Origin of the sequence: Sinorhizobium sp. NG07B (assembly GCF_002532005.1) — a bacterium.
In the GTDB taxonomy this organism is placed as follows: domain Bacteria; phylum Pseudomonadota; class Alphaproteobacteria; order Rhizobiales; family Rhizobiaceae; genus Sinorhizobium; species Sinorhizobium fredii_C.
The window spans coordinates 1834093-1860540 of sequence record NZ_NWTD01000001.1; the positions used below are offsets into that span (position 1 = coordinate 1834093).

The 26448-nt window shown below is 62.1% G+C and carries 21 protein-coding genes and 6 tRNA genes; 15 read left to right on the forward strand and 12 right to left on the reverse strand.

The features are described 5' to 3' along the window. Positions 1 to 130: 130 nt before the first annotated feature. The 3 genes from CO664_RS08965 to CO664_RS08975 all read right to left on the reverse strand — a co-directional run bounded on the left by CO664_RS08965 (position 131) and on the right by CO664_RS08975 (position 1448). Positions 131 to 207: transfer RNA gene (locus CO664_RS08965), tRNA-Pro, on the reverse strand. Positions 208 to 384: 177 nt separating this feature from the next. Then, the gene (locus CO664_RS08970; RefSeq protein WP_097538474.1) at positions 385 to 870 is read right to left on the reverse strand and encodes a DUF192 domain-containing protein; all 486 of its coding nucleotides are present in this window, start codon (positions 868 to 870) and stop codon (positions 385 to 387) included. Continuing rightward, positions 870 to 1448: a cold-shock protein gene (locus tag CO664_RS08975; protein ID WP_097538475.1), complete on the reverse strand. Its 579-nt coding sequence runs from the start codon at positions 1446 to 1448 to the stop codon at positions 870 to 872. The genes CO664_RS08970 and CO664_RS08975 overlap by 1 nt, the downstream gene beginning before the upstream one ends. 193 nt (positions 1449 to 1641) lie before the next feature. Here CO664_RS08975 and CO664_RS08980 point away from each other — a divergent pair, with 193 nt between their 5' ends. The 4 genes from CO664_RS08980 (at position 1642) to CO664_RS08995 (ending at position 4180) form a co-directional block, all read left to right on the forward strand. Continuing rightward, a complete protein-coding gene (locus CO664_RS08980) occupies positions 1642 to 2082 on the forward strand; it encodes a VOC family protein (protein WP_037384441.1) in 441 nt (146 codons plus the stop codon). 351 nt (positions 2083 to 2433) lie between these two features. Then, the gene (locus CO664_RS08985) at positions 2434 to 3759 is read left to right on the forward strand and encodes a YcbK family protein (RefSeq protein ID WP_097538476.1); all 1326 of its coding nucleotides are present in this window, start codon (positions 2434 to 2436) and stop codon (positions 3757 to 3759) included. Between the two features lie 95 nt (positions 3760 to 3854). Next, positions 3855 to 3930 (forward strand) — tRNA-Glu (locus CO664_RS08990). 174 nt (positions 3931 to 4104) lie between these two features. Continuing rightward, positions 4105 to 4180, forward strand: a tRNA-Glu gene (locus tag CO664_RS08995). Between the two features lie 143 nt (positions 4181 to 4323). Here the strand turns inward: CO664_RS08995 and CO664_RS09000 are convergent. Beyond that, positions 4324 to 4683: a hypothetical protein gene (locus tag CO664_RS09000; RefSeq protein ID WP_037422823.1), complete on the reverse strand. Its 360-nt coding sequence runs from the start codon at positions 4681 to 4683 to the stop codon at positions 4324 to 4326. A 1115-nt stretch (positions 4684 to 5798) separates the two neighbouring features. Beyond that, positions 5799 to 7865, reverse strand: coding sequence for a hypothetical protein (locus tag CO664_RS09010; protein WP_234820148.1), 2067 nt, complete (start codon positions 7863 to 7865; stop codon positions 5799 to 5801). A 322-nt stretch (positions 7866 to 8187) separates the two neighbouring features. Here CO664_RS09010 and CO664_RS09015 point away from each other — a divergent pair. Together CO664_RS09015 and CO664_RS09020 are read left to right on the forward strand one after the other, a co-directional pair. Beyond that, positions 8188 to 8262: transfer RNA gene (locus tag CO664_RS09015), tRNA-Glu, on the forward strand. A 215-nt stretch (positions 8263 to 8477) separates the two neighbouring features. Then, positions 8478 to 8553 (forward strand) — tRNA-Glu (locus CO664_RS09020). Positions 8554 to 8633: 80 nt separating this feature from the next. Here the strand turns inward: CO664_RS09020 and recJ are convergent. The 4 genes from recJ to CO664_RS09040 all read right to left on the reverse strand — a co-directional run bounded on the left by recJ (position 8634) and on the right by CO664_RS09040 (position 13609). Continuing rightward, positions 8634 to 10436 carry a single-stranded-DNA-specific exonuclease RecJ gene (gene recJ / locus CO664_RS09025; RefSeq protein ID WP_097538479.1) on the reverse strand — a complete coding sequence of 601 codons (1803 nt, stop codon included), beginning with the start codon at positions 10434 to 10436 and terminating at the stop codon, positions 8634 to 8636. A gap of 131 nt (positions 10437 to 10567) precedes the next feature. Next, on the reverse strand, positions 10568 to 11890 hold the full coding sequence (locus tag CO664_RS09030) for a homoserine dehydrogenase (protein ID WP_097538480.1): 1323 nt from the start codon (positions 11888 to 11890) through the stop codon (positions 10568 to 10570). 73 nt (positions 11891 to 11963) lie between these two features. Further along, on the reverse strand, positions 11964 to 13181 hold the full coding sequence (locus tag CO664_RS09035) for an LL-diaminopimelate aminotransferase (RefSeq protein WP_012707954.1): 1218 nt from the start codon (positions 13179 to 13181) through the stop codon (positions 11964 to 11966). Between the two features lie 122 nt (positions 13182 to 13303). Continuing rightward, a complete protein-coding gene (locus CO664_RS09040) occupies positions 13304 to 13609 on the reverse strand; it encodes an SHOCT domain-containing protein (protein WP_097526741.1) in 306 nt (101 codons plus the stop codon). Positions 13610 to 13719: 110 nt separating this feature from the next. Here CO664_RS09040 and phaC point away from each other — a divergent pair, with 110 nt between their 5' ends. Genes phaC through radC form a run of 4 tightly spaced genes read left to right on the forward strand, consistent with a single transcriptional unit; the run spans position 13720 to position 17956 of the window. Continuing rightward, the gene (gene phaC / locus CO664_RS09045; RefSeq protein WP_037422837.1) at positions 13720 to 15564 is read left to right on the forward strand and encodes a poly(3-hydroxyalkanoate) polymerase subunit PhaC; all 1845 of its coding nucleotides are present in this window, start codon (positions 13720 to 13722) and stop codon (positions 15562 to 15564) included. Between the two features lie 15 nt (positions 15565 to 15579). Continuing rightward, positions 15580 to 16335, forward strand: a complete 756-nt coding sequence (sfsA, locus tag CO664_RS09050) for a DNA/RNA nuclease SfsA (RefSeq protein WP_037422841.1) — start codon at positions 15580 to 15582, stop codon at positions 16333 to 16335. Continuing rightward, entirely contained in the window at positions 16329 to 17168 is an 840-nt protein-coding gene (gene map / locus CO664_RS09055; RefSeq protein ID WP_037422843.1) for a type I methionyl aminopeptidase, read from the forward strand. Before sfsA ends, map begins: the two co-directional genes overlap by 7 nt. Continuing rightward, the gene (gene radC / locus CO664_RS09060) at positions 17165 to 17956 is read left to right on the forward strand and encodes a DNA repair protein RadC (RefSeq protein ID WP_097526742.1); all 792 of its coding nucleotides are present in this window, start codon (positions 17165 to 17167) and stop codon (positions 17954 to 17956) included. The genes map and radC overlap by 4 nt, the downstream gene beginning before the upstream one ends. A gap of 13 nt (positions 17957 to 17969) precedes the next feature. Here the strand turns inward: radC and CO664_RS09065 are convergent, their stop codons facing one another. Beyond that, positions 17970 to 19013: a magnesium and cobalt transport protein CorA gene (locus CO664_RS09065; protein ID WP_050988323.1), complete on the reverse strand. Its 1044-nt coding sequence runs from the start codon at positions 19011 to 19013 to the stop codon at positions 17970 to 17972. 198 nt (positions 19014 to 19211) lie between these two features. Between CO664_RS09065 and sthA the strand changes: the two genes are divergently transcribed. Further along, the gene (gene sthA / locus CO664_RS09070) at positions 19212 to 20615 is read left to right on the forward strand and encodes a Si-specific NAD(P)(+) transhydrogenase (RefSeq protein WP_037422849.1); all 1404 of its coding nucleotides are present in this window, start codon (positions 19212 to 19214) and stop codon (positions 20613 to 20615) included. 103 nt (positions 20616 to 20718) lie between these two features. Here sthA and tig read toward each other — a convergent pair whose 3' ends face one another. Next, positions 20719 to 22194 (reverse strand): trigger factor, encoded by a 1476-nt coding sequence (tig, locus tag CO664_RS09075; protein ID WP_037422852.1) that lies wholly within the window; start codon positions 22192 to 22194, stop codon positions 20719 to 20721. Between the two features lie 507 nt (positions 22195 to 22701). Here tig and CO664_RS09080 point away from each other — a divergent pair. From CO664_RS09080 to trmFO, 4 genes are all read left to right on the forward strand, one after another. Beyond that, positions 22702 to 22784: transfer RNA gene (locus tag CO664_RS09080), tRNA-Leu, on the forward strand. Positions 22785 to 23683: 899 nt separating this feature from the next. Beyond that, entirely contained in the window at positions 23684 to 23827 is a 144-nt protein-coding gene (locus CO664_RS09090) for a DUF1127 domain-containing protein (protein ID WP_064506658.1), read from the forward strand. Positions 23828 to 24242: 415 nt separating this feature from the next. Beyond that, the gene (locus CO664_RS09095; RefSeq protein WP_014328242.1) at positions 24243 to 24386 is read left to right on the forward strand and encodes a DUF1127 domain-containing protein; all 144 of its coding nucleotides are present in this window, start codon (positions 24243 to 24245) and stop codon (positions 24384 to 24386) included. An 87-nt stretch (positions 24387 to 24473) separates the two neighbouring features. Further along, the gene (gene trmFO / locus CO664_RS09100; RefSeq protein WP_037422858.1) at positions 24474 to 25895 is read left to right on the forward strand and encodes a methylenetetrahydrofolate--tRNA-(uracil(54)-C(5))-methyltransferase (FADH(2)-oxidizing) TrmFO; all 1422 of its coding nucleotides are present in this window, start codon (positions 24474 to 24476) and stop codon (positions 25893 to 25895) included. 4 nt (positions 25896 to 25899) lie between these two features. Here trmFO and CO664_RS09105 read toward each other — a convergent pair whose 3' ends face one another. Then, positions 25900 to 26367: a hypothetical protein gene (locus tag CO664_RS09105; protein WP_037422913.1), complete on the reverse strand. Its 468-nt coding sequence runs from the start codon at positions 26365 to 26367 to the stop codon at positions 25900 to 25902. Between the last annotated feature and the right edge of the window lie 81 nt (positions 26368 to 26448).

Genomic DNA, 26448 nt, shown 5'->3' on the forward strand with positions numbered 1-26448 from the left:
AATTACAGCTTTTTCAAGCGCCTGCCGCCCTTGCCGCGATGGCCGGGCGCCACGATGTCCCGCCCTCACCGGCGGGGGCGTCGTCTACTGCCCGCTGGCCTCTAGCCGATGGAAAAATCAAGGGCTTAAATGGTCGGAGTGGAGAGATTCGAACTCCCGACCCTCTGGTCCCAAACCAGATGCGCTACCAGACTGCGCTACACTCCGAGCCGACGAAGGCGGAGATACACGCTTCGCCTCCCACCTGCAACAGCAAATTTGGAAGCGGCGGCAGTGCAGATCTCGTGCATGGCGCCCAAAAATGTGCAGCGGCTTTGGGAAAACGACATGCACTAAACCAAAGACCTAAGGCGTGTCTAATGAGTACCCGCGAATGCGACGCGCTTAGCGCGCGGCGGCCGGCATGCGTGCGCCCGTAATCCGGTCGCCGGGCCTTATTCCGAGGCGTTTCACCGTTCCGGCGTTGAGCTCCAGCACGAAGGCGACCGGTTCTTTCGAATCGATGATCGCTTCGGACAGCGGGACGGCGTTCTCATGAATGGTTGCGACGGTGCCGTCCGCGACGATGAAGAGCATGTCGAGCGGCAGATAGGTATTCCGCATCCACATCATCACCCGCCGCGTCTCGCCGAAATCGAACAGCATGCCGTGGTCCGCCGCCAGCTGGCGGCGGTGCATCAGGCCCTGTTCGCGCTGCTCCGGGTCGATCGCCAGTTCCACGATCAGGTCATGGGCCCTCCCGCCACTGGTGAGAAGCCGGATTCTGTCCTTCTCGAAGGTGAGATCCGCGGCGTGCGACGCGACGAACAGCGACAACAAAAAAAGCGCCGCAATGGCGCTTCTCGCAAGAAAGTCGCGAAGCATGCGCATCAATGCGACCGATTGCTCGGTGTGGGACCGTCCGGGTGGATCTCCGCAGCCATCAGGCCCTTCTCGCCGTCACCGAAGCGGCACAGCACCACCTGGCCGGGGCGCAGTTCCGTCAATCCGAACCGGCGCAGCGTTTCCATATGCACGAAGATATCCTCGGTGCCCTCGCCGCGCGTCAGGAAGCCGAAACCCTTGGTGCGGTTGAACCACTTCACCAGAACCCGTTCGAGTCCGCTCGTCGGCGTGACCTGGACATGGGTGCGCACCGGCGGGAGCTGCGAAGGGTGAACCGCGGTCGACTGATCCATGGAGAGGATACGGAAGGCCTGGTAACCGCGCTCGCGCTTTTGCACGAGCGCCACGACCCGCGCGCCCTCGAGCACAGTCTGATAGCCGTCGCGCCTTAGGCAGGTAACGTGCAGCAGAACATCCTGCATGCCGTTGTCGGGAACGATGAAGCCGAAACCCTTGGCGACGTCGAACCACTTGATGACGCCGGTGATCTCGATGAGATCGAGAGCGTCATTGCCAAGGCCGTCATTCTCGATGACGCCTTTTGAAGATGTTCTGTCCGCCATTCTCCCAGCCCCTCGTTACGCGCAACTCTCGATACGGTTAACTGATTCTTATGGACCAGAATAACATCGTCCCGCTGCGCATGCGCAAGTCCCTCGACATAAATTGGCCGAGGTCATTTATGGGGCCGCAGGCTTGCCTCTGGCTTGCTGTCCCTTAAGTATACGCCATCTTCTGCAAAACAGGGACAATCCAATGCGCTATCTGCACACGATGGTTCGTGTAAGGGACCTCGACAAGGCTCTCCATTTCTACTGCACATTATTCGGACTCCAGGAAATTCGCCGATACGAGAACGAGAAAGGCCGCTTCACCCTCGTCTTCCTCGCCGCACCCGGCGACCTCGACCGCGCCAAGGCAGAGGTATCGCCCTGCCTGGAACTGACCTACAACTGGGACACCGAGGACTATACCGGCGGACGCAACTTTGGTCACCTCGCCTATGAGGTCGATGACATCTACGCCTTTTGCAAGCACCTGATGGATAATGGCGTGACGATCAATCGACCGCCCCGCGACGGTCACATGGCCTTCGTCCGCTCGCCCGACGGTATTTCGATCGAGATTCTGCAGAAGGGAGAACACCTCTCCGCTGAGGAGCCCTGGGCCTCCATGGCCAACACCGGCACCTGGTAAGCCTCGCACAATCCCGAGCGCCCAAGGTCGGCACAGGACCGAATGCGAAGATCAAAAGAGTCGACTGACGATCAAAGCCCGGCCAACGCGCCGGGCTTTCGCATGTGATCGTGGGCGGAAGGTTAGCGCCAGTTTACAAATTGCGCGGTATCCACTAATTTCCGCGCCATAGTTGAAACGGGGCTATGCTTCGCAATCATTTGCGGCGCCCTTACTTGGCCTGACCTTCCCGTGGCGGGAGAACTTCTCGCCGCGAGAGAAAAGTTGTCTGTTCCGAACAATGTTTCGGAGCCGAGACTTGCGCATGATCCACGATAACCGGGGATATGCACGGAGAGCGGGGATAAGACGTTGCAACAGCTGAATTCAAAACGCGCGCTCCTTTCGATCGGACGCGCCGCGGCGTTCTCCGTATCACTCCTTACGCTCGCCGGTTGCGTCTCGGCGGTTGCGGAGAGCGAGAGCCCCAATTCGGTCGAATCGCCGCAAGCCGCAGCTCCAGCGAGCATGACGACGCCGAACGCGGAAGACGGTCGCCCAGATGACCAGGCCGCCGCATCCGGCGTCGGCGCTCAACAGCAAACAGACGATCCGGCCGCCCAGGCGGATTCAGCCGCCCTGCGCCGGGGGCTGACGATGCAAAGCACCGGCCTCAATGCCACCGCGTCGAGCATTTACGGGCAGTCGCCCGCCGCGGGGACCGCGCCTGCAAGCGCCGCCCAAACCTCGGAAACTTCGGGCGGCGATGCTCAGCCCGGCGTCAATGCAACGAACAACAGTCTTTTCACCGGCGCTCAGCCGGCGGCAGCGCCTGTCTTGCCGGACCAGGAAGGCGCGAGCAACGCAATTCCGGCAAAGGCCCAGCCCGATACGGAAAGCACTGCCCGCGCTGCAGATCTTCCCGCCGCCGTCCCCTTGCCCACGAGCGCGCAGGCGGCGCGCCGCGATCAAACATCCGGTCCTCCACAGGCGGTTGAAGTCGCATCCGCCGGACAGGTGACGCCGCCCGTGGCGGCCGCCACTCAGCCCACCTCCCCCGAGGACGACGGGAAGGACCAGCAGCGCACGGGCAAGAGCTGGACGCTCGCAAGTCTCTTTGCCGCCAAACGCAAGCCGAAGCTGCGGATGGCCGCTGAGGGCAACGCCGGCGGCGCCGAGAAGCGGACGATCACTGCCGCGAACGCGGCTGAACCTCAGGTCGCATCGCTCGCCTATACCGCGCTTCCCGGCGTCAAGCTCAATCCGCTGTTCAACAGGGACCATGCCGACCATGCGGGTGAAGAGGACGACGCGCCGATCGAGGTTGCCAATCTCTCCGGTCTCGCCCGTCTGGCGCCAAGCGGCCTCATCCTGCAGACGGAGAGCGTCGAAACCGGCTGCTTCAAGCCGGCGCTTCTCCAGATGCTGAAGAGCGTCGAGCGGCATTACGGTCAAAAGGTGATGGTCACGTCGGGGCTTCGGCCAATCAAGGTCAACCGGAAACGCCAATCGCTTCACACGCGTTGCGAAGCGGCTGACATCCAGGTCAAAGGCGTCAGCAAGTGGGATCTCGCCGAATATCTCAGAAGCCTGCCCGGCCGCGGCGGCGTCGGCACCTATTGCCACACCGAATCCGTGCATATCGACATCGGCCGGCAGCGCGATTGGAATTGGCGCTGCCGCCGTCGTAACGGCTGAGGAATGGCGCGACCGCGATGTAAATTTTCTGAGAAAAAGTGAGATTTGCCGCTTGCGGGAATCCGAAGTGCTCTCTATAAGCCACTTCGTCTTGGGCGCCCATCGTCTAGCGGTCTAGGACGCCGCCCTTTCACGGCGGAAACACGGGTTCGATTCCCGTTGGGCGTGCCATTCTTCTTCTCCAATACTTGCGGATACTTTGACATTTTCATTCGTCACGCATCTGTGTTTTGTGTGTGACAATCCTCTGCACCGATGCTTTTCAATCTCGGCAGAAAATAAAAAATATTGTTTCAGACGACTTGCAGAATTCCCAAGCGCCTTTTATAAGCCGCCCTGTCTTGGGCGCCCATCGTCTAGCGGTCTAGGACGCCGCCCTTTCACGGCGGAAACACGGGTTCGAGTCCCGTTGGGCGTGCCATTTTCTAAATATTTCAGTTTAGATGCAGAAACTCCCGCAGCCTTTCCTCAAAGAGCGGGGAAGCTATCGGCCACTGCGCCGCCTCTGAACCTACGCCGACGGCAGGCGAGCCGCAGACGCACGTCGCCTCGGCTTTCTTTCGCCTATCCCTGTTTGACGACAGCGACGCTGACCTCTCCGTCCGACGCCACCGTGCAGGCGATGGTCGCCGAGCGCGGCTCGATGGCGCCCTCGCGCTCGTAGTCGATCTTGACGTCGAGCGTGGCTATCCGCTCGCCGGCAGCGCCTGCGCGCACAGGCTCGGTCAGACTTGTGTCGATGGCAGCCGGATTGTACGGCGCGGCCCACTGGGCGATTGCCTCGTTGCAGCGGTCGACGGTCGGCTGATCGGCCGGCGAAACGCCGTGGCTGACCGGCGACACCGGTTCTGGCAGCAAGTCGGCCGCGAAGGCTGGACCGGCGAGAAAAAGCACGGCGGCGCCGAGCATTCTGATCATGTGCATGGCTGTGGTCCTTTTCCTGGTACGTCGACCAGGCATTCTAGCCTGTCTGGCTGTCAAAACCGCAGTACGCCTTTTGATGGTGGAGGGAGGCCCAACGCCATTCACGGCCTCGACTCGCAATGCGCAGCTAAGCACGACGGCGCCCCCCTGGCTCCGCTACGCTTAGGTCACGACAACGACCAAGCCGTTCGAGTCGAGATGGCATCTGACGCGCGCCTGACGGACCTCGACGAGGCCCCCTGCTGCATATTCAATCCGCACAGTAATTGGAGCTATGAGCGCGCCGTCGCGTTGGCGGACGAGAGGGCCGGCGCTGGTCGCGCGTATACGCACGGCGCCAAGCGGCAGCGCAGCCGAGGTGATCGCCTGGAGGCAAGCACGAACCACGCCGCCCGCCCCATCCGAAATCGCTCCCGTTATCATTGGGTCCGTCACGGGATTGCCAAAAATACCTTGCTCGTATTCGCCGCGCTCGCCGAGCCGAATCTTTACGGGCCAAAGGGCAGAAGGCAGTCCGACGGATGGCGACGCGCCCGTCGCGGGAGCAATGCCAGCAATCGCTCGTGCACGGACACTGTTTGGCGTGCTGCTCTTCTTTGGAGTTCCAGCGCCTACGACCGGACCAGCCAAAGCACCGCTCGAAGCAGGAGGCGCTCCCTTGCCTTTCGGCACCGCGGCTCGTCTGCCGGCACCCGTCAGTTTGCCGCCACTCTTATGGCCGACATTGCCGCTGGTCCCACTGTTTTTCCCAGCCTTTACGCCGGCCGAGGCTCCGGCCTTCGTTCCGCCTCCGGCACTCGTCCCTGGCGAGCCGCCACTCCCGCCACTCGCCACACCACTTCCCACCGATGTCCCTTGATTGCTTGCAGCGCCACTGCTTTTTCCCGCTTTTGCGCCGGCCGACGCTCCGGCGTTTGTCCCGCCAGCGGTGCTGGTTTTTGACGAGCCGCCACCTGTGCCACCCGGGGCGGCGATGACCCCGACACTGCGGAATTTTCCAACCTCGCCAAACTCAAGAGCCGGCGCCAGCGCCAGCGCAAAGGCAACAAGGAATGTGGCAGACGTATGAGTGCGCATCGCCAACGTCCTCATCTTCGCATATCAATCCTCGCTCCTTACCATAGGCCGGGCACCAGACGTCTGGGGAGGAGCGCATCGGGCAGCGCCTCCGGCATAGGCTGGATCACCACCTCGCGGCGCGAATTACGGTTCTTGCGGGCGCCATTTTCCATCGGCTCCGCCGCACGCTCGCGGCCGGTGCCCCGATCGCGCGCTTCCTCCGACCCACGCCGTTGTGCCGCCAAGATCCGGTTCAATTGCTTCTTTGTCGCGTCGCGTTCCTCGCGGACGGAGTCGAGCTCGCGAGCGAGCGACCGTGCCTTCTTGCGCTCCAATGCGAGCTGGTTGGCAGCCCGACTTGCCGCGGTCTCCGCCACTTGGCGCGCCAGCACGATGGCCGCCTTCTCCGCCGCTGCCGAGTTGGCGTCCAATTCCGGGGCAGCGGACGATTGGCTGGCTTTGGTGAGTTCGCGCTCATCCTCCTCCGCCCGCTGTTTCGCTGCGAGTATTGCGGCGTCGCGATCCTGGCGAACAGCCTCGAGCTCCCGAGCGAGCGCACGTGCCTTCTCACGTTCCGATGCGAGCTCTTCGCTAATCCGCCTCGTCGCAGCCTCGGCAACCTGGCGGGCCTGCACGGCGGCCGCCCTTTCTGCCGCTGCAAGACTGGCGCCAGCCTCCTCGCTCGCGGCCGACTGACTGGCCTGCGCAAGATCGCGCTCATTCTCCGTCGCCCGCTGTTTCGCTGCGAGTATCGCGACGTCGCGTTCCTGGCGAAGGCTGTCGAGCTGCCGAGCGAGCGCACGTGCCCTCTCATGTTCCGATGCGAGCTCTTCGCTAATCCGCCTCGTCGCAGCCTCGGCAATCTGGCGGGCCTGCACGGCGGCAGCCCTTTCTGCCGCTGCAAGACTGGCGCCAGCCTCCTCGCTCGCGGCTGACTGACGGGCCTGCGCAAGATCGCGCTCATTCTCCGTCGCCCGCTGTTTCGCTGCAAGTATCGCGGCGTCGCGTTCCCGGCGAAGGCTGTCGAGCTGCCGAGCGAGTGACCGTGCCTTCTCACGTTCCAATGCAAGCTCTTCGCCAGTCTGCCTTGCCGCATTTTCGGCAATCTGGCGGGCCCGCACGGCGGCAGCCTTCTCCGCCGCTACCAACCTGACGCCAGCCTCCTGGGTCGCAGCCGACTGGCGGGCCTGCGCAAGATCGCGCTCACCCTCCTCCGCCCGCTGTTTCGCTGCGAGTGTTGCGGCGTCGAGTTCCTGGCGAAGGCCGTCGAGCTCCCGAGCGAGCGACCGTGCCTTCTCGCGTTGCAACGTCAGCTCTTCAACCGCCCGCCTTGCCGCGTCTTCAGCGACCTGGCGGGCCTGCACGGCGGCAGCCTTCTCCGCCGCTGCCAAACTGACGCCAGCTTCCTGGGCCGCGGCGGACTGACGGGCCTGCGCAAGATCGCGCTCATTCTCCTTCGCCCGCTGTTTCGCTGCGAGTATCGCGGCGTCGCGTTCCTGGCGAACAGCGTCGAGCTCCCGAGCGAGCGACCGTGCCTTCTCACGTTCCGATGCGAGCTCTTCACCCGCCCGCCTCGCCGCAGCCTCGGCATTCTGGCGGGCCTGCACGGCGGCAGCCTTCTCTGCGGCTGCCAAACTGCCGCCAGCCTCCGGGACGGCGGCCGACGGACGGGCCTGCGTAAGATCGCGCTCGTAGGCTTCCTGTTTTCGCTGCGCCTCAGCGAGTGCCCGTCTCGCATCAACCAGCAACGCTTCCGCTGCGTCCCGCGCCCTGAGTGCGGCCGCCTTTGACCGCATTGCTCCAGCGGCCTTGGCCTCCAACTCTTCGGCGACTTCAAGCATCATCGTCAGATCACGCTCGAGTGTGTCGGCTCTCTGGCGCTGCTTCTCGGCGACACGGCGCATCGCCTCGAGGTCCCTTTTCGCCGCCGCCAAAGCGCGGCGGAGAATTTCCTCCAGCTTGCCACCAGCCAGTTGCGTGCCGTTTTTGGGCGTATCGACTGCCTCCTCCTCCGCGAGGAGTATTTTCTCCGGTGTGGCGTTCCTTGCGCGTGCACCCGCGGTCAACGGGGGTATCTGGTTGATCGGCGCATCCGCAGGGCCAGACGCACGCAGTTCGACCATGTCCTGGGCAGGTCCATCGGCCGTTGCTGATTGCGCTCCTGTGGGAAATCCAAGGAGTAGAACGAGACAGAAAGGTTTGAAGCTGAGCGTTGCCATAGCTGTGTCCCCGCCGGGCGACTTGCCATGATACTGCCTTGCTTCGCTCCTCGCCAGTGAAGAGTGTCCCATGCCCCCGGGCGAGCCTTCACGAGATGGCGAACAGGGGCAGCCGCTCACCAAGAAAGCTCCTCAAAGCAAGGCGAGCGGCAATATCGTTCGCGCGCTCTTCCTCCTCTTCCCCATTTCGTCCTTTTCATAGTATGTTGCTGACGCTTCGTCTCAGGCGCCCATCGTCTAGCGGTCAGGACGCCGCCCTCTCACGGCGGTAACACGGGTTCGAGTCCCGTTGGGCGTACCAAATATTCTTTTCATTGAAGAGTTTTCCCGACATCCGTGGGGCTTGCGCTATAGGTCGAAAGCTTGAGACGGCCCAGCCCAATTGAATGTTCAATTTTCAGAAGAAAAATCGAACTTTGCGGCTCCTGCTCACTTGCGAGAATCCGGCGCGCTCTCTATAAGCCGCCTTGTCTTACGGCACCGCGCGCTTTCGCAGGCACAAGGTCGCTGCAGCAGGCGCCCATCGTCTAGCGGTCTAGGACGCCGCCCTTTCACGGCGGAAACACGGGTTCGAGTCCCGTTGGGCGTGCCATTACGATCCTCAGAAATCTCCTCAAACAAATTGCACAACCGGTTGATCCGGCTTAGCAACCCTATCGCGGATGAACGTTATCAGCTTGCCTTTGCCGCGTCCGTCACGCGCAGTTGCACGCGGCGCGTTCCCTGCCAGAGATCCGCCGACACCGAGCCCGCGACGTGCACTGTCGAACCGCGATTGCCGAGCAGGAGATCGCCGAGCGGCGTTTCCTTCGCCCGGAAAGCGATGCCGTCGATGCGGCTGCCGTCGTGACCCTCGAGCGTAACCTTGACATGGTTGGCGCCGACTTGGCGGCTGTCGCGCAGACGATGCTGGGGAAAGGCGAAGACCGGTTGCGGATGGGCCGAGCCATAGGGGCCTGCCTGGTCGAGAAGGTCGACGAGATCGAGCGTCGCTCCGGCCGCTGCCAGTGCACCATCGAGCTTGAGGGTCTCGACGGCCACCAGTTCCCGCACCGGGTTCTCGGCGCGCTCCTCGAAAAACTGGCGCAGCCGCCCGAGATTGGCGCGCTCGACCGTCAAGCCGGCGGCCATGGCATGCCCACCCCCTTTGACGAGGAGGCCATTGTCGACGGCCGCGCGAACGAGTCTGCCCATATCGAACCCGGTGATCGATCGGCCGGAACCCGTGCCGCGGCCGCTCGGGTCAAAGGCGATGGCAAAGGCCGGGCGGCGGAACTTCTCCTTGATGCGCGCCGCTATCAGGCCCACGATGCCGGGGTGCCAGCTTTCCCTGGCGGTGACGATGACCGAGGCCCCCTCGCCCGTACCGTACTCTGCAAGCACTTCGGCCTCGGCCTCGGCAAGCATTGCTGCCTCCATCGCCTGCCGCTCGCGATTGAGCTCGTCGAGCTGGCTGGCGATCACCTCGGCCGCCGTGGCGTCGTCGAGGGTCAGGAGGCGGCTACCGAGGGCCGCATCGCCGATCCGCCCGCCCGCATTGATGCGCGGGCCGATCAGGAAGCCCAGATGATAGGGCGTCACCGGGCCACCGATCGCAGCCTTGCGCAGCAGGGCTGCCAGGCCGCTATTGCCCATGTGGCGCGCCGCGATCAATCCCTTGACGACATAGGCTCGGTTCAGCCCCTTGAGTGGCACGACGTCGCAGACCGTGGCGAGCGCAACCAGGTCGAGGAGTGACAGCAGATCAAAGCTGCCGGCACGCGCATTCCCCTCAAGCCGCAGCACCCGCAACGTATTGACAAGCACCAGATAGACCACGCCGGCGGCACAGAGATGCCCCTGCCCGGACAAATCGTCCTCGCGATTCGGATTGACGAGGGCGTGGCACGGCGGAAGCGTTGCGCCAACCTGGTGGTGATCGATGACCACCACGTCGATCCCACGTTCGGCGGCGACGGCCAGCGACTCATGGCTTGTAGAACCGCAGTCGACGGTGACGATCAGACCGGCCCCGTTGCCAATCAGTTGCTCGATCGCCTGCGGGTTCGGCCCGTAGCCCTCGAAAATGCGATCAGGAATATAAATCTCGGCCTGAATGTCGAAATGGCGCAGGAACCGAAGCATCAGTGCCGAGGAGGCCGCACCGTCGACGTCGTAATCGCCGAATATCGCGACCTTCTCGCCCCGGCGAATGGCACCGGAGAGCCGCTCCGCGGCCTTGCGGCAATCGGTAAGCACGTCCGGGTCGGGCATCAACGCGCGGAGCGTCGGATCGAGAAACCGTGCCGCATCATCCAAGCCGATGCCGCGGCCGGCCAGTACCCGTGCAATCAGCTCCGAATAGCCGTGCACCTGGCTGATTGCCAACGCCCGGTTCTGCCCGGCCTGATCCAGGCGCGAGACCCAGCGCTGACCGCTGACCGAGCGTTCGACGCCGAGAAATGCCCGCTCTATCGGATCCGCCAATACGTCCATGCTACCCGTCCGCCCGAACTCCATTCGTTCTTAACGAATATTTTGGGGCGGAAAAACCGGCAGGCCGGGCGCTCCGGCCTGCGACAGGCATGCCGGAGCGGTTTCTCAACAGATTTAATGCAAGAGCGGGGTCACCAGTCCTTGGGCCGCTCGATGCGGATCACCTGCGGCTCTCCGACGAGATAGCCCTCGCTCTTGATCGAGACGATCGCCTTGCGCACCGAAGCTTCGTGCGTCGCATGTGTCACCAGAATGATCGTCTTCGGTTCGGCAGGATCCGCGTAATGCTTTGAATGCTGCATGATCGATTCGAGCGAGATGTCGTTCTCCGCCATATGGCCGGCAATGTTGGCGAAGACGCCGGTGCGATCGACCACTTTCAGGCGGATGAAGTAGCCGCCCTCGTGGCTCTGCATCCGGGCGCGCTTGTAGGGCAGCAGCGCCGTGGTAGGTCTCCCGAAGGCCGGCACGTGTTGGGCGCCCGGGCGGCTCTTGGCGATGTCGGCAATGTCGCCAAGCACGGCCGAGGCCGTCGCGTTGCCGCCGGCGCCTGGGCCGACCATCAGCAGTTCGCCGAGAATGTCGGACTCGACTGCGACCGCGTTCGTCACCCCGTCGACCTGGGCGATGACGGAATCGTAGGGCACCATCGTCGGATGGACGCGCTGCTCGATACCGCTCTCGGTGCGCTGCGCCACGCCCAGCAGCTTGATGCGGTAGCCAAGGTCGGCGGCCGCCTGGATATCCTCGATCGAAATATTGGTGATGCCTTCCAGGTAGATGTCGTCGGCGGCGATTGCGGTGCCGAAGGCGAGGCTGGTCAGGATAGAGAGCTTATGGGCGGTGTCGTTGCCCTCGATGTCGAAGGACGGATCCGTCTCGGCGTAGCCAAGACGCTGCGCTTCCTTCAGGCAGGCGTCGAAAGTCAGCCCCTCCTTCTCCATCTTGGTCAAGATGTAGTTGCAGGTCCCGTTCATGATCCCGTAGACGCGCGAGACGGTATTACCGGTGAGCGATTCACGAAGCGCCTTGATGACCGGAATGCCGCCGGCGACCGCTGCCTCGTAGTTGAGCAGCGCGCCCTTTTCCTCGGCGATGCCGGCGAGTTCGATCCCATGTTTGGCAAGCAGCGCCTTGTTGGCGGTAACCACATGGATACCGCGCTCGAGCGCCGCCTTGACCGAGGAATAGGCCGGATCCCCGGCCCCGCCCATCAACTCGACGAAGACATCGATGTCCGCCTCGGAAGCGAGCGCCACGGCATTCTCGAACCAGGCGGTCTTCGAAAGATCAACGCCGCGGTCCTTCGTGCGATCCCTTGCCGCCACGGCGACAAGCTCGATCGGCCTTCCGCACGTCGTTGCCAGCATCTCGTGACGTTCCTGGAGAATCCGCACGAGCGAGGCACCGACCGTCCCCAAGCCCGCAATGCCGATTTTAAGGGCATCTGCCATAGCAAGTTCCTAACATGTAGAAGGCGCCCCGCCGGGCTGGCGGGGCCGTTTTGCGCGAAAGCCGGCTTCTCCGTTACCGGTGTGCATTCAGCGAGACGACATTGTGCATCGTCTCATCCGCCGTCGACAGGAAGCGCTTGATGTTGCGCGCCGCCTGGCGGATGCGGTGCTCGTTTTCGACGAGCGCCAGCCGCACATAGTCGTCGCCCTGCTCGCCGAAGCCGATGCCCGGAGCGACCGCGACATCCGCCTTTTCGACAAGCAGTTTGGAAAACTCAAGCGAGCCGAGATGACGAAATTTTTCGGGGATCTTCGCCCAGGCAAACATCGTCGCCGGCGGCGGCGGCACTTCGAAGCCGGCCTTGCCGAAGCTGTCGACCATCACGTCACGGCGGCGCTTGTAGATGTTGCGGACCTCGGCGATGTCGCTGCCGTCGCCGTTCAGCGCCTGCGTCGCGGCCACCTGGATCGGCGTGAAGGCGCCGTAGTCGAGATAGGACTTGACCCGCGTCAGCGCCGCGATCAGCCGCTCGTTGCCGACGGCGAAGCCCATGCGCCAGCCGGGCATCGAAAAGGTCTTCGACATCGAGGTGAATTCGACCGTCACGTCGATCGCGCCCGGCACTTCCAGAACTGAGGGCGGCGGCACGTCGTCGAAATAGATTTCCGAATAGGCGAGGTCCGACAGCACGATGATGTCGTGCTTCTTCGCAAATGCGATGACGTCCTTGTAGAAATCGAGCGTCGCGACCTGGGCCGTCGGGTTGGACGGATAATTGAGGATCAGCGCCAGAGGCTTCGGGATCGAGTGCTTCACGGCCCGCTCGAGCGGCGGGAAGAAGCTCTCGTCCGGCTCCACCGAGATCGAGCGGATGACGCCGCCGGCCATCAGGAAGCCGAAAGCGTGGATCGGATAGGTGGGGTTAGGACACAGGACCACGTCGCCCGGCGCGGTGATCGCCTGCGCCATGTTGGCAAAGCCTTCCTTCGAGCCGAGTGTCGCGACGACCTGGGTCTCGGGATTGAGCTTGACACCGAAACGGCGGGCATAATAGGCCGCCTGGGCGCGACGCAGCCCCGGAATACCCTTGGACGAGGAATAGCGATGGGTGCGCGGGTCCTGCACCACCTCGCAAAGCTTGTCGACGATCGACTGCGGGGTTGGAAGGTCGGGATTGCCCATGCCGAGGTCGATGATGTCAGCACCGGCGGCTCGCGCGCTTGCTTTCAAACGGTTGACCTGTTCGAAAACATAGGGCGGCAAACGCCGGACTTTATGAAACTCTTCCATCTCCAGACCTCATTTGGCGCGCGTTTTTGGGCCTCGTCGGCAATCGCTCAACATGCGCGGGGTGAATGGCCGTCATTGCGGCCATTCAACGCTTTGCGGCCAAATCACCAGAAAGGCAAGTGCTAATTCTCGATCTGTTTCAGCGCTTGGGGCCCGTGTTGTTCGGCCAGCAACTGCAATTCCTTCAGACGGCGCTGATACTCCGCTTCGGAGATGGCGCCGGATCTGCGCTGGGCGGCAAGCGCCGTCAGCCGCCCCTGCATGTTGACCGCCTCGTCGTCGGTCATCTGCTGCATGGCCGCAGGCTTCTGCCCATAAACCGAAGGATAGGTGGCGAGATCCGCCGTCGAATTGCATCCGGCAAGCATGCCTGCAAGAATCAACCCGGAAATCCGGGAAAGCGAACGCTGGTTTGCGACGACGAGCATGCTGGCGATGACCTCTGCTTTTTAGGGTGCGACGATGCGCTAGCCCTTGTAATCATTTTCGGGCAGAATGTAAAAATACAAAACAAACAACGTGCTGTGGAGGACGCCGGGTGACATCAGACAAGGCCGAGGACACCACGGGCAAGGGCGGCTATGTGGGCTTCGACCCAAAATCGGTCGAGCCCTATATCGTCAAGGACCCCCAGAACCTGGCCATCAACCTGGCCCGCGCCGTCGAACAGATGGGAAAGGCGGCGTCCGCATGGCTGGCGCCGCGGGAGACCGGCGAGAAAAAAGACACCTATGCCGAGCCCGTCTCCGACATGGTCAAGACGCTCTCCAAAGTCTCCGAATACTGGCTCTCCGATCCGCGACGGACGCTGGAGGCGCAGACGCATCTGATGGGGAGCTTCTTCGACATCTGGTCGCGGACATTGCACCGGATGGCCGGTGAAGATGTCGCCGAATCGGAGAAGCTGCAACGCAACGACAAGCGTTTTGCCGACGAGGACTGGGTGAAGAACCCGTTTTTCGACTTCATTCGCCAGGCCTATTTCGTGACATCCGACTGGGCGGAGAACATGGTCAAGGAGGCCGAGGGGCTCGACGACCACACCCGGCACAAGGCCGCCTTCTATGTCCGCCAGATCTCCAGCGCGCTTTCTCCAAGCAATTTCATCACCACCAATCCGCAACTCTATAGAGAGACGGTGGCGTCCAGCGGGGCGAATCTCGTCAAGGGCATGCAGATGCTCGCCGAGGACATTGCCGCCGGGCGCGGCGAGCTCCGGCTCAGGCAAACGGATACCAGCAAATTCGCCATCGGCGAGAACATTGCGATCACCCCCGGCAAGGTGATTGCGCAATCCGATATCTGCCAGGTCATCCAGTACGAAGCGAGTACCGAAACGGTGCTGAAGCGGCCGCTGCTGATCTGCCCGCCCTGGATCAACAAATACTACGTGCTCGATCTCAACCCTCAGAAGTCCTTCATCAAATGGGCGGTGGATCAGGGTCATACGGTCTTCGTCATCTCCTGGGTCAATCCGGACGAGCGCCACGCCCGCAAGGACTGGGGAGCCTATGCGCGCGAAGGCGTCGGCTTTGCGCTCGATACGATCGAACAGGCAACCGGCGAGCGCGAGGTGAATGCGATCGGCTATTGCGTCGGCGGCACGCTGCTCGCCGCCACGCTGGCGCTCCATGCCGCCGAAGGCGACGACCGGATCCGCTCGGCGACGCTTTTCACCACTCAGGTGGATTTCACCTATGCGGGCGACCTCAAGGTCTTCGTCGACGACGAACAGATAGAGCAGCTCGAAGCCAATATGAGCAAGACCGGCTATCTGGAAGGCTCGAAAATGGCGACCGCATTCAACATGCTTCGCGCTTCCGAGCTGATCTGGCCCTATTTCGTAAACAATTATCTCAAGGGCCAGGATCCCCTGCCCTTCGACCTGCTCTACTGGAACTCCGATTCGACGCGGATGCCCGCCGCCAACCACTCCTTCTATCTGCGCAATTGCTATCTCGAGAATAGGCTCGCCAAGGGCGAGATGGAGCTTGCCGGACGCAAGGTATCGCTCGGCGACGTGAAGATCCCGATCTACAACCTGGCGACCAAGGAGGATCACATCGCGCCGGCGAAGTCGGTCTTCCTCGGCAGCGCGTCCTTCGGCGGCAAGGTCACCTTCGTTCTGTCCGGCTCGGGCCACATCGCCGGCGTCGTCAACCCGCCGGACAAGAGCAAATACCAGTTCTGGACCGGCGGCCCCCCAAAAGGCGATCTCGAAGAGTGGATGGACAAGGCCAAGGAAACGCCAGGCTCCTGGTGGCCGCACTGGCAGGACTGGGTCGAACGGCTCGACAAGCGGCGCGTTCCGGCCCGCAAGCCCGGAGGGCCCCTCAACTCCATCGAAGAGGCGCCGGGATCCTTCGTGCGCGTACGTGCCTGAGACGCGGAAAGCATCGTGAAGTTTTCCCGTCCGCTCGTTCAGGCAACGCTCTTGCAGCGCTACAAGCGCTTTCTCTTCGATGCAGATCTTGCCGACGGCACGCGGATCACAGGCTCTTGCCCGAATACAGGCTCGATGCGCGGGCTGACGGCGCCGGGATCGGCGATCTGGCTGTCTGAGCACGACTCTCCGACGCGCAAATATCGCCACATGCTGGAGATCGTCGAGGCGGACGGCACGCTGGTGGGCATCAATACCGGCCTGCCAAACCGGCTCGCCGAGGAGGCGATCGCCGCCGGATTGGTCAGCGACCTTCACACCTATGAAACGCTCCGCCGCGAGCAGAGATATGGGCGCAATTCAAGAATCGACATTCTGCTCAGCGATCCGGTGAAAGGTCTTGCCTATGTCGAGGTGAAGAATGTCCACTTCAGCCGCGCCGCGGCCCTGGCGGAGTTTCCGGACAGCCCGACCGAGCGCGGCGCCAAGCACCTCGAAGAGCTGGGCGACATGGTCGAGGCGGGACACCGGGCGATCATGCTCTATCTTGTTCAAAGAAACGACTGCGGCGTCTTGCGGATATGCCGCGACCTCGATCCGGTTTATGCTCGCGCATTCGAACGGGCGGCTCAACGCGGCGTCGAAGCCTATGCGATCCGATGCTCCGTGTCGCCCTTCGAGATCGTGCCGGCCGGAGCGATGATAGTGGACGAACCGGTCCATGCTGATTTAAGAAAACCGCCTGAAACATCGAAAGTCTTGGAATGGTAACTTACATCGAGGCCGGCGCTGCCCCCTACAAGAATACGGGCGTCATTCGTCTCTACGGCCCGGACGGATTCGAAGGCATGCGCAAGGCCTGTCAGGTGACGGCACGCTGTCTGGATGAATTAGCGTCAAGGGTGCGGCCGGGCGTGACGACGGAAGAGATCGACCGTTTCGTCTACGAGTTCGGCTTGGACCACGGCGCCCTGCCCGCGACCTTGAACTATCGCGGCTATACCAAGTCGTCCTGTACGTCGATCAACCACGTCGTCTGCCATGGGATACCGAACGACAAGCCGCTGCGCGAAGGCGATATCGTCAACATCGATGTCACCTATGTCGTCGATGGCTGGCACGGCGACTCCAGTCGAATGTACCCGGTCGGAGAGATCAAGCGCGCCGCCGAACGGCTGCTCGAAGTCACGCATGAATGCCTGATGCGCGGCATAGCGGCGGTGCGGCCCGGCGCCCGCACCGGAGCGATCGGCGAGGCCATCCAGACCTATGCGGAATCGGAGCGCTGCTCTGTCGTCAGGGACTTCTGCGGCCACGGCGTCGGCCGGCTGTTCCACGATGCTCCGAACATCCTCCACTACGGCAATGCCAGCGAAGGGCCGGAACTTAGGGAGGGCATGATTTTCACCATCGAGCCGATGATCAATCTCGGCCGGCCGCATGTGAAGGTGCTCTCCGACGGCTGGACCGCCGTGACGCGCGATCGGTCGCTTTCGGCGCAGTACGAGCACACCGTCGGTGTTACGGCGAATGGCTGCGAAGTGTTCACGCTTTCGCCGGCCGGCCTTTTCATGCCAGGCGTCCGCGCACTGGGGACCGCGTGACGAAGCCGCCTCCTTTTCCCGAACCGGACGAAGAAGAGACCGCCGACGAGCGGCAGTTTTTCGCGCCGCAGAAGGCGCGGAAATTGGACAAGATTTCGACGCTTGGCGGCACTGCCGAGGCGCATTATCACGGCCACCGCGATCGTCTGAGGGCACGCTACCGCGAACAGGGCAATTCGGCACTCGCCGACTACGAGATCCTCGAACTCATTCTGTTCCGCCTTATTCCCCGCCGCGACACGAAACCGATCGCCAAGGACCTCCTCGCCCGCTTCGGCACGCTCGCCGGCGTGTTCGGCGCACCTCAGCACCTGTTGCAGGAGGTCAAGGGCGTCGGCGAATCCGTTGCTCTCGACCTCAAGCTCATCGCCACCGCGGCGCAACGGACGCTGAAGAGCGAGTTGCGCAACAAGCAGGTCCTGTCTTCCTGGAGCGGGGTGATCGACTATTGTCATGCCGCGATGGCGCACGAGACGAAGGAACAGTTCCGCATCCTCTTTCTCGACAAGCGCAACACGCTGATTGCCGACGAGGTGCAGCAGCAGGGGACGATCGACCATACCCCCGTCTATCCGCGCGAGGTCGTCAAGCGCGCGCTGGAGCTTTCCGCGACCGCCTTGATTCTGGTGCACAACCACCCGTCCGGCGATCCGACGCCGTCGCGCGCCGATATCGAGATGACGAAGCTGATCGCCGAGGCGGCAAAGCCGCTCGGCATCACCGTCCACGACCACGTGATCATCGGCAAGGACGGACATGTCAGCATGAAAGGGCTGCGGCTGTTTTAGGCCAAGGGGCTGCTTAAAGCCAGCGCGCCCGCCGGAAGAACCGATAGAGCGTCGCGCAGAGTCCGAAGATCACCGCCAGTACGATGAAGTAGCCATAGCGGAACCGGAGTTCAGGCATGTCCTCGAAGTTCATGCCGTAGATCCCAGCGATTGCGGTCGGAACCGCCAGGATCGCCGCCCAGGAGGCAAGCTTGCGGGAGATTTCCGTCTGCTCGGACTGGCCGATCATCAGGCTTGCTTCGAAGGTGAAGGCCAGCACCTCGCGAAGCGCGTCTATGTCCTCCTGGACGCGGCGAACATGATCGGTGACGTCTCGGAAGAGCGGCTGCATCGCCGCGTCCATGCCCGGCAGTTCGAGATGCTCGTGCCGGCGGCAGACGTCGACCAGCGGAACGACGGCATTGCGCAGCTTGAGCAGATTGCGCCGCATCAGATAGAGCCGTTCGATATGTGTCTTGTCCAACCGCGAGCGCAGCAGGCGGTCCTCCAGTTCCTCCACCTCGCCGTGAATCGTCTCGACGACCGGCATGTAGTTGTCGACGATGAAGTCGAGGATCGAATAGAGGATGTAGTTCTCGCCATGGGCCAGCGCTGCCGGGGAAGACTCGCAGCGCTGCCGCACCGCCATATAGGACGTCGAGGCGCCGTGACGAACGGAAACGACGTAGCCCCGCCCGACGAACAGATGCGTCTCCCCGAAGGCGATCTCGTCCTCGACCATATGGGCCGTGCGCGCCACGACGAAGATCGCATCGCCGTAGATTTCCAGCTTCGGCCGCTGGTGCGCCTTGCCGGCGTCCTCGATCGCCAGATCATGCAGATCAAATTGTTTCTGCACCTGCCGCAGCAATTGCTTGTCCGGTTCGTGCAGGCCGATCCAAACGACGACGTTCTCGCGATTTCGCCACTCTCCGGCCTCTTCGATTTCGATGTCTCGAACGCGTCGGCCGTTCTGATAGACGGCGGCGGCCACGACCCCCGGCCGATTGCACGGCGGTGCTTCGAGCGCCGGCGCATCGCCATTGCCTTGCGCTTTCTGTGAAGCTGGACCATTCATCCACTCGAGCGCCATGCCTGTCCGTCCTCCCTCTCCGCCGAATGTGCGAAGCATAGCGATATTTGCGATCGGACGCATCCAGGACAGATCGTTGCGGCATTGCCACTTCATCAAAGCGTGCCATTGACGATATAGATGTTCACGCGCGAGTTTGCCGCGTTGCAAAAACGATTCTCGCTTGGCTCAGGGGAAGCGCTCATGAACCAGTTCGATCTTATCGTCGTCGGCAGCGGTCCGGCCGGACGCAGAGGCGCAATTCAGGCGGCCAAGCTCGGCAGGAAAGTGCTCGTCATCGAGCAGGGCAAGCGGGTCGGGGGCGTCTCGGTGCACACCGGAACAATTCCGTCCAAGACGCTGCGCGAGACGGCGCTCAACCTCTCCGGCTGGCGCGAGCGCGGCTTCTACGGCCGCTCCTATCGGGTGAAGCAGGAGATCAGCGCCGAGGATCTGCGCCAGCGCCTGATCATCACGCTCAACCACGAAGTCGAGGTGCTGGAGCATCAATTCGCGCGCAACCGCGTCCATCACATCCGCGGAAAGGCGAGCTTCGTCGATCCGACGACGCTCGAAATCGTCAAGGACGACGGCGAGAGCATGCATGTTGCCGGTACCAGCATCCTGCTTGCCGTCGGCACGAAGCCCTTTCGGCCGGACTATATTCCCTTTGACGGCAAGACCGTCGTCGACAGCGACGAGTTGCTCGAGATCCAGGACCTGCCGCGTTCTCTCGTCGTCATCGGCGCCGGCGTCGTCGGCATCGAATATGCCACGATCTTCAGTGCGCTCGACACGCAGGTGACGGTGATCGACCCCAAGTCGACCATGCTCGACTTCATCGACAAGGAGATCGTCGAAGATTTCACCTACCAGCTTCGGGACCGCAACATGAAACTCAATCTCGGCCAGAAAGCCGAGAAGGTGGAGCGTCTCGACGATGGTAAGGTCATGCTTACCCTCGACAATGGCCGCAAGATCACAACGGAAATGGTACTGTTTGCCGCCGGCCGCATGGGAGCGACCGATGCGCTCAATCTCCCGGCCGCCGGTCTCGAGGCGGACAGCCGCGGGCGCCTGAAGGTCAATCCGGAAACATTCCAGACCGCGGTTCCGAACATCTATGCGGCAGGCGACGTGGTCGGCTTTCCAAGTCTCGCCTCGACCTCCATGGAACAGGGCCGTGTCGCAGCGCGCGTTGCCGTCGGCGCGATCGCCAAAGAGCCGCAGAAATACTTCCCCTACGGCATCTATGCAGTGCCGGAAATCTCCACCTGCGGCCTTTCCGAAGAGGAAGTGAAGGAACGCGGCATCCCCTACGAATGCGGCATTGCACGGTTCCGTGAGACCTCGCGCGGCCACATCATGGGGCTCGATGCGGGCCTCTTGAAAATGATCTTCTCGCTGAAGACCCGGCGCCTGCTCGGCGTGCATATCATCGGCGAAGGCGCCACCGAACTCGTGCATATCGGCCAGGCGGTTCTGAACCTGAAGGGCACGGTCGAATATTTCGTCGAAAACACCTTCAACTATCCGACCCTTGCGGAGGCCTACAAGATTGCCGGGCTCGACGCCTGGAACCGCATGGGCGAGATCAAAGCAGTGTAGGTCCCCCCGCCTCTGCAATTCATGTCGCCGGTTTCGGCGGCTTTCTCGGCGCAAACGAAAAGGCCGCCCGAAGGCGGCCTTTAACTATTCTGGACGATGCTAATTACTCGGCGCCTTCGTCGGCGGCCTTCTTCTTGGCCGGAGCCTTTTTCTTCGGAGCCGCGGCCTCTTCGCCTTCGGCAGCTTCGGCCTTGGCAGCGGCCTTCTTCTTGGCGGGCGCCTTCTTTGCCGGCTTGTCTTCGGATTCGTCCTCGGCCATCAGGGCTTCCTTGGAAACCGTCTTGTCGGTTACCGAGACTTCCGAAAGCAGGTGATCGACGACCTTCTCTTCGAAGAGCGGCGCGCGCAGCGAAGCGGCGGCACCGGGGGTGTTCTTGAAGTAGTCGAGGATCTGCTTCTCCTGGCCGGGGAACTGACGGAGCTGCTCAAACAGCGAGCGCTGCATTTCGTCGTCGCTCACCTGGACGCCGGCCTTCTCGCCGATTTCGGAAAGAACGAGGCCGAGACGAACGCGGCGCTCGGCGAGCTTGCGGTATTCGGCGCGCGCCTCCTCTTCCGTCGTGTCCTCATCGGCGAAGGTCTTGCCGGCCTGCTCGAGGTCGGTGTTGATCTGGCGCCAGATGTTGTCGAATTCGGCGTTGACGAGGCGTTCGGGGGTCTCGAACTGGTAGAGCTCGTCCAGCTGGTCGAGCAGCTGACGCTTGACCTTCTGGCGGGTAACCGAGCCGTATTGGCCTTCGATCTGGCCGCGCACGATTTCCTTCAGCTTGTCGACCGATTCGAGGCCGAGCTTCGTTGCCAGTTCGTCATTGATCTCGATCGGCGCGGCACCGGCGACATCCTTGACGGTGATGTCGAAGGTTGCTTCCTTGCCCGCAAGATTGGCAGCCGGATAGTCTGCCGGGAAGGTGACGGTGATCGTCTTCTCGTCGCCCGCCTTGACGCCGACGAGCTGTTCTTCGAAGCCGGGGATGAAGCGGTTGGAGCCGAGAACCAGTTCGGCGTCCTCGTCCTTGCCGCCATCAAAGGCGACGCCGTCGACCTTGCCGAGATAATCGATGGTGACGCGGTCGCCGTTGGCGGCCTTGCCCTTCTTCGATTCATAGCTGCGGGCGCTTTCGGCAATGCGCAGGATCTGCTCGTTGACCTCGTCGTCGCCGATCTCGACGACTTCGCGGGTCACCTTGATGCCGCTCGAATCCTTGAGTTCGATCGCCGGGATGATCTCGTAAGCGAGCGTGAATTCAAAATCGGCCTCGGCCTTGAGGATCTTGTCGGCTTCGGCCTCGTCCTCGGTCATGGCGACTTCCGGCTGCGTGGCCGACTTTTCACCGCGGCTCGTCAGGATTTCGGTCGGCTTCTCGCGGACGATCTCGTTGACGAGATCGGCCATGATCGACTTGCCGTAGACCTTCTTCAGATGCGCAACCGGCACCTTGCCGGGGCGGAAGCCGTTGATGCGGACCCGGTCCTTCACCTCGGCCAGACGCTCGTTCATCCGAGTTTCCATTTCATCGGCCGGAATAACGACCTTGAGTTCGCGCTTCAGCCCTTGAGCGAGCGTTTCGATAACCTGCATGTTCAAACCTTCACTTCACGTTGACCGTGCTGTTGCCTAGATAAGTTCCGGCGAGCACGTGAGCCGATCCATTTGCCGGGAGTGGCTTTACGCAATTCCGCAACCGTTTTGCAAGCAAAATGGCACTTTGCCACCTTCGCTACCGTCGAATACCGACATGTGGCCGCGACATTGTCCCTGTGCAGTTGGTAAGACTAGACTCAGTCTTGACCTGCTGCGCCGGATCAAACCACGCCACGGAGATGTCGGTCGACCAGACGCCAGTGAACCATTCAGTTAGCCGCAACGACCCGTCGCTTTCGACAGGCGCGTCACCAAGTCATGGCACATTGCGCTGTGTGTCACGGGCGCCAAATACACCCGATGGCAGACGAATGGCAAGCATTTCCGGTGCCGTGCCGACCGCGCGACATGAGGGGCCAAGTCAGCACCGGCGCCTGCTCGCCTCCACGCAAGGCTTGCCAAAATGCCCGTCATTGTTCTACAGGCTACGCAAGCACCTCCGTTGCCCGGTTGGTGGAATTGGTAGACACACTTGGTTTAGGTCCAAGCGCGAGAGCATGGGGGTTCGAGTCCCTCACCGGGCACCAACGTGACATCCCCACCAGCACAACGACCGTAGCACCCCCGCCACCGGCCCGATCAATTCGACCGCAATGGACGATTTGCGCAGGATGCACATCTTCCATACCGATATTGCACTGCACAAAACGCTCCCAGCTGCGCTATATTGAAGACAATGAAAAAGGCCGGTGGTGACGAACCAAAGCCGCCCGCGGTTGGTCTCCCGCCCGGACTTCCGGAACGACCCGAGCCGAAGCTCGACGGAATTCGAAGCAGCGTACTCCTCCTCCCAACGCTGTTTCGATAGGATTGGCAACACTCCTCCTCCTCCTCCCGGTTGCCAATCGACTTTAGAACGCCTGCCGGACCTCCTCCCCCGGCGGGCGTTTTTTGTTCTTCGCACCTGCGAGAAGATCCATCACGCTTGTGAAGTTAGTCTGAGCGTGTTTGCACGAAATTGAAGCATTTCCGCCAAGCGGCTGTCGCAGCCATGCATCGCGCGCATATGTGCCATTCCGCAGTGTCCCTATACAAATTAGGGGTTCACGCCTATCTTCAGATCATCGATCGGGCAGCGCACTCCTCCTCCCAGCGCTCCCGATACGGATTGGCAACCTCCTCCTCCCAGTTGCCAATCAGAACAGGCAACGCCCGCTGGATCTCCTCCCCCAGCGGGCGTTGTTTTTTGCATGGTTCGAGCAGCCTTTCGAGCTTCGCCTCCCCACCTGAGGCGATTCCAGGCACACTCGACAGCACCATAAATTAAGACCGGATTAACGGCCGACAGAGGATTGCAAAAGCTGCATGGGTGCGATGCAGCATCGTCTCTGTTTTCTGAGCACAAATCGATTATATTCCTGCCCATAAGATGATGGCCAGCAAGAGAGATAGAGCGCTGGCGAACGACCCTGAAAGGAATAGGATCATGAACCTCGCACGTTCTTTCAACAATTGGCGCAAGTACCGTCAGACCTGCAATGAGCTCGGCCGCATGAGCGACCGTGAGCTGAACGACCTCGGCATCGGCCGCGCCGACATCCCCTACGTTGCTCGCAAGGCTGTCAAGTAAGTCACAGACTGCTGCTGTTTTCGTAACGCCCTCCGGCCCTGTCGGAGGGCGTTTTTCGTTGCCTGATCGGTGCATGACACCGGGCTTTCGGTAGAGGCGGTTTAGTCCGTTCGTTCGGTGCACCATTTCGCGTCGCATAATTGCTGCCATGGGAGCCTTGGTGAGCCAGCCCGCGCGTCGACACTGTCCGCGAAAACCGCGGCAAAACAACGCGCTACCACTGCCGCGATGGGAGTAGCCGCGTGCTGCATTTTCGGGCTCCGCCCTTTCCATGCACAGCAAATCATCGACGCAGTGCACAAATGCATAGCAGATGCATTTTCTTTGCACTCCACCTGCCAATTAGACAAGCGTATAAGAACCTCAACGACGCAGACAAATCACTGTCGCGCCCAATCGACCTGAGGAAACGACCATGAACCCCATTCGTCTTGCAAAGAGCTGGATCAACTACCGCCGCACTGTCGCCGAACTCGGCGGCCTGTCGAACCACGCCCTGAGCGATATCGGCATCACCCGCTACGACATCCGCAACATTGCGGCCCGCTCCTTCCGTTAATCGGAATGAAGCCTGAAACTTCAAAGACGGCGCCCGCGGGCGCCGTTTTTGTTGGAAGCGCGGAAGGGCTATGCTAGGAAGCCGCGCATGAACAGGACCACCTCTCCTTATTCGCCCATTCATGTCATCGGCGGCGGGCTCGCGGGCTCGGAAGCCGCCTGGCAGATCGCCGAGGCCGGCGTGCCGGTCATTCTGCACGAGATGCGCGGCGTGCGCGGCACGGAGGCTCACAAGACCGACGGCCTTGCCGAACTCGTCTGCTCCAATTCCTTCCGTTCCGACGATGCGACGAGCAATGCAGTCGGCGTGCTGCATGCGGAGATGCGCCTCGCCGGCTCGCTGATCATGCAGGCTGCCGATCGCAACCAGGTGCCGGCCGGCGGCGCCCTTGCCGTCGACCGGGACGGCTTCTCGCAGGCGGTCGGCGCTCAGATCGAAGGCCACCCGCTGATCTCGGTGGTTCGCGAGGAAATCAGCGACCTGCCGCCGAGGGAATGGGACCTTGCGATCGTCGCCACCGGTCCGCTCACCGCTCCCGGCCTCGCCGAGGCGATCCGCCGCGAAACCGGCGCCGATGCGCTTGCCTTCTTCGATGCCATAGCGCCGATCGTCTACACCGAGACCATCGACATGGATATTTGCTGGCACCAGTCGCGCTACGACAAGGTCGGCCCCGGCGGCACGGGCAAGGACTATATCAATTGCCCGATGACCGAGGCTGAGTACAACGCCTTCGTCGATGCGCTGATCGCCAGCGACAAGACCGGCTTCAAGGAATGGGAAGGCACGCCCTATTTCGACGGCTGCCTGCCGATCGAGGTGATGGCGGAACGCGGCCGTGAGACCCTTCGCCACGGCCCGATGAAGCCTATGGGGCTCACCAATACCCACAATCCCTCGGTCAAGCCCTACGCCGTCGTGCAGCTGCGCCAGGACAATGCGCTGGGCACGCTCTACAACATGGTGGGCTTCCAGACCAAACTGAAATACGGCGCCCAGACGGAGGTGTTCCGGATGATTCCGGGCCTGGAGAACGCCGAATTCGCAAGGCTCGGCGGCTTGCACCGCAACACCTACATCAACTCGCCGGTCCTGCTCGACCGTTCGCTGACGCTGAAATCCCGTCCCGGCCTGCGCTTTGCCGGCCAGATCACCGGCTGTGAGGGCTATGTAGAAAGCGCCAGCATCGGGCTTCTCGCCGGACGGTTCGCCGCTGCCGAGCGCAAGGACGAAGCGCTGTCGCTGCCGCCGGACACGACGGCCTTCGGCGCGCTCCTCAATCACATTACCGGCGGGCACATCGTTTCCGAAGACGAGCCGGGCAAGCGCTCGTTCCAGCCGATGAACATCAATTTCGGCCTGTTTCCGCCGCTGGAGCCGGGTGCGCTTTTGCGGCCCGAAGGTGCCAAACGCTTCCGCGGCAAGGAAAAGGCACTGGCCAAGAAGCACGCGACTGCGGCACGAGCGCTGAAGGACTGCGCCGAGTGGCTTCATCACGAAGCCGCATAAGCGTTCAGTCGATCGTCTGCGCCGCCGCCTTGCTTTCGGCCGGTGGCTCCGCGAATTCGGATTTCGGATTGAAGCTACCGAGCAGCCAGAGGGAGACCTCGGCCGCCTCTGCAGCGGTCCGAAACTCGAAGCTGTTATCCAGATAAGCGAAATCCGGGAAATGGACGATGAGCCCCTGCCCGCTTTCCGAGCTGTTCACCCGCAGCTTACCGGGATGAATCACATGGCATACATAGTGCGTGCCGTGCGACTGGATGAATCCCGCCTTGCCGTCGTGCAGACGAAGAAAAATAGCCTTGCCGTCGATGGTCGCATGCAGCGCGCGGATTGCCTCGTCCGGAAAGGCACGACCAAACTCGACCATGGCCGAGCCGGTATCGGGATTGCTGGCGTCGCGCTCGGCGCGCGCGTTCATCCAGGCATAAAAGGCGGCAACGAACGCAACCACAGCTATGAGTATGAACCAGAGCATCATCCGTCCCCTTCGGACGACAGGAATAGGTAAGGCCCGTTCTTATCGCTCGAGGCTTGCGCCAGCTTGAACGGGGACATT

What these genes read in the sequence shown, in the direction of transcription:
- CO664_RS08975 (WP_097538475.1), bottom strand. Translation starts at nt 1,448, where the DNA reads ATGGCGGACAGAACATCTTCAAAAGGCGTCATCGAGAATGACGGCCTT.
- tig (WP_037422852.1), bottom strand. Translation starts at nt 22,194, where the DNA reads ATGCAGGTTATCGAAACGCTCGCTCAAGGGCTGAAGCGCGAACTCAAG.
- CO664_RS09040 (WP_097526741.1), bottom strand. Translation starts at nt 13,609, where the DNA reads ATGCTCGTCGTCGCAAACCAGCGTTCGCTTTCCCGGATTTCCGGGTTG.
- CO664_RS09010 (WP_234820148.1), bottom strand. Translation starts at nt 7,865, where the DNA reads ATGGTCGAACTGCGTGCGTCTGGCCCTGCGGATGCGCCGATCAACCAG.
- map (WP_037422843.1), top strand. Translation starts at nt 16,329, where the DNA reads ATGGTAACTTACATCGAGGCCGGCGCTGCCCCCTACAAGAATACGGGC.
- sthA (WP_037422849.1), top strand. Translation starts at nt 19,212, where the DNA reads ATGAACCAGTTCGATCTTATCGTCGTCGGCAGCGGTCCGGCCGGACGC.
- CO664_RS09090 (WP_064506658.1), top strand. Translation starts at nt 23,684, where the DNA reads ATGAACCTCGCACGTTCTTTCAACAATTGGCGCAAGTACCGTCAGACC.
- CO664_RS09035 (WP_012707954.1), bottom strand. Translation starts at nt 13,181, where the DNA reads ATGGAAGAGTTTCATAAAGTCCGGCGTTTGCCGCCCTATGTTTTCGAA.
- CO664_RS09105 (WP_037422913.1), bottom strand. Translation starts at nt 26,367, where the DNA reads ATGCTCTGGTTCATACTCATAGCTGTGGTTGCGTTCGTTGCCGCCTTT.
- recJ (WP_097538479.1), bottom strand. Translation starts at nt 10,436, where the DNA reads ATGGACGTATTGGCGGATCCGATAGAGCGGGCATTTCTCGGCGTCGAA.
- CO664_RS08980 (WP_037384441.1), top strand. Translation starts at nt 1,642, where the DNA reads ATGCGCTATCTGCACACGATGGTTCGTGTAAGGGACCTCGACAAGGCT.
- CO664_RS09065 (WP_050988323.1), bottom strand. Translation starts at nt 19,013, where the DNA reads ATGAATGGTCCAGCTTCACAGAAAGCGCAAGGCAATGGCGATGCGCCG.
- CO664_RS08970 (WP_097538474.1), bottom strand. Translation starts at nt 870, where the DNA reads ATGCGCATGCTTCGCGACTTTCTTGCGAGAAGCGCCATTGCGGCGCTT.
- CO664_RS09095 (WP_014328242.1), top strand. Translation starts at nt 24,243, where the DNA reads ATGAACCCCATTCGTCTTGCAAAGAGCTGGATCAACTACCGCCGCACT.
- CO664_RS09000 (WP_037422823.1), bottom strand. Translation starts at nt 4,683, where the DNA reads ATGCACATGATCAGAATGCTCGGCGCCGCCGTGCTTTTTCTCGCCGGT.
- CO664_RS09030 (WP_097538480.1), bottom strand. Translation starts at nt 11,890, where the DNA reads ATGGCAGATGCCCTTAAAATCGGCATTGCGGGCTTGGGGACGGTCGGT.
- trmFO (WP_037422858.1), top strand. Translation starts at nt 24,474, where the DNA reads ATGAACAGGACCACCTCTCCTTATTCGCCCATTCATGTCATCGGCGGC.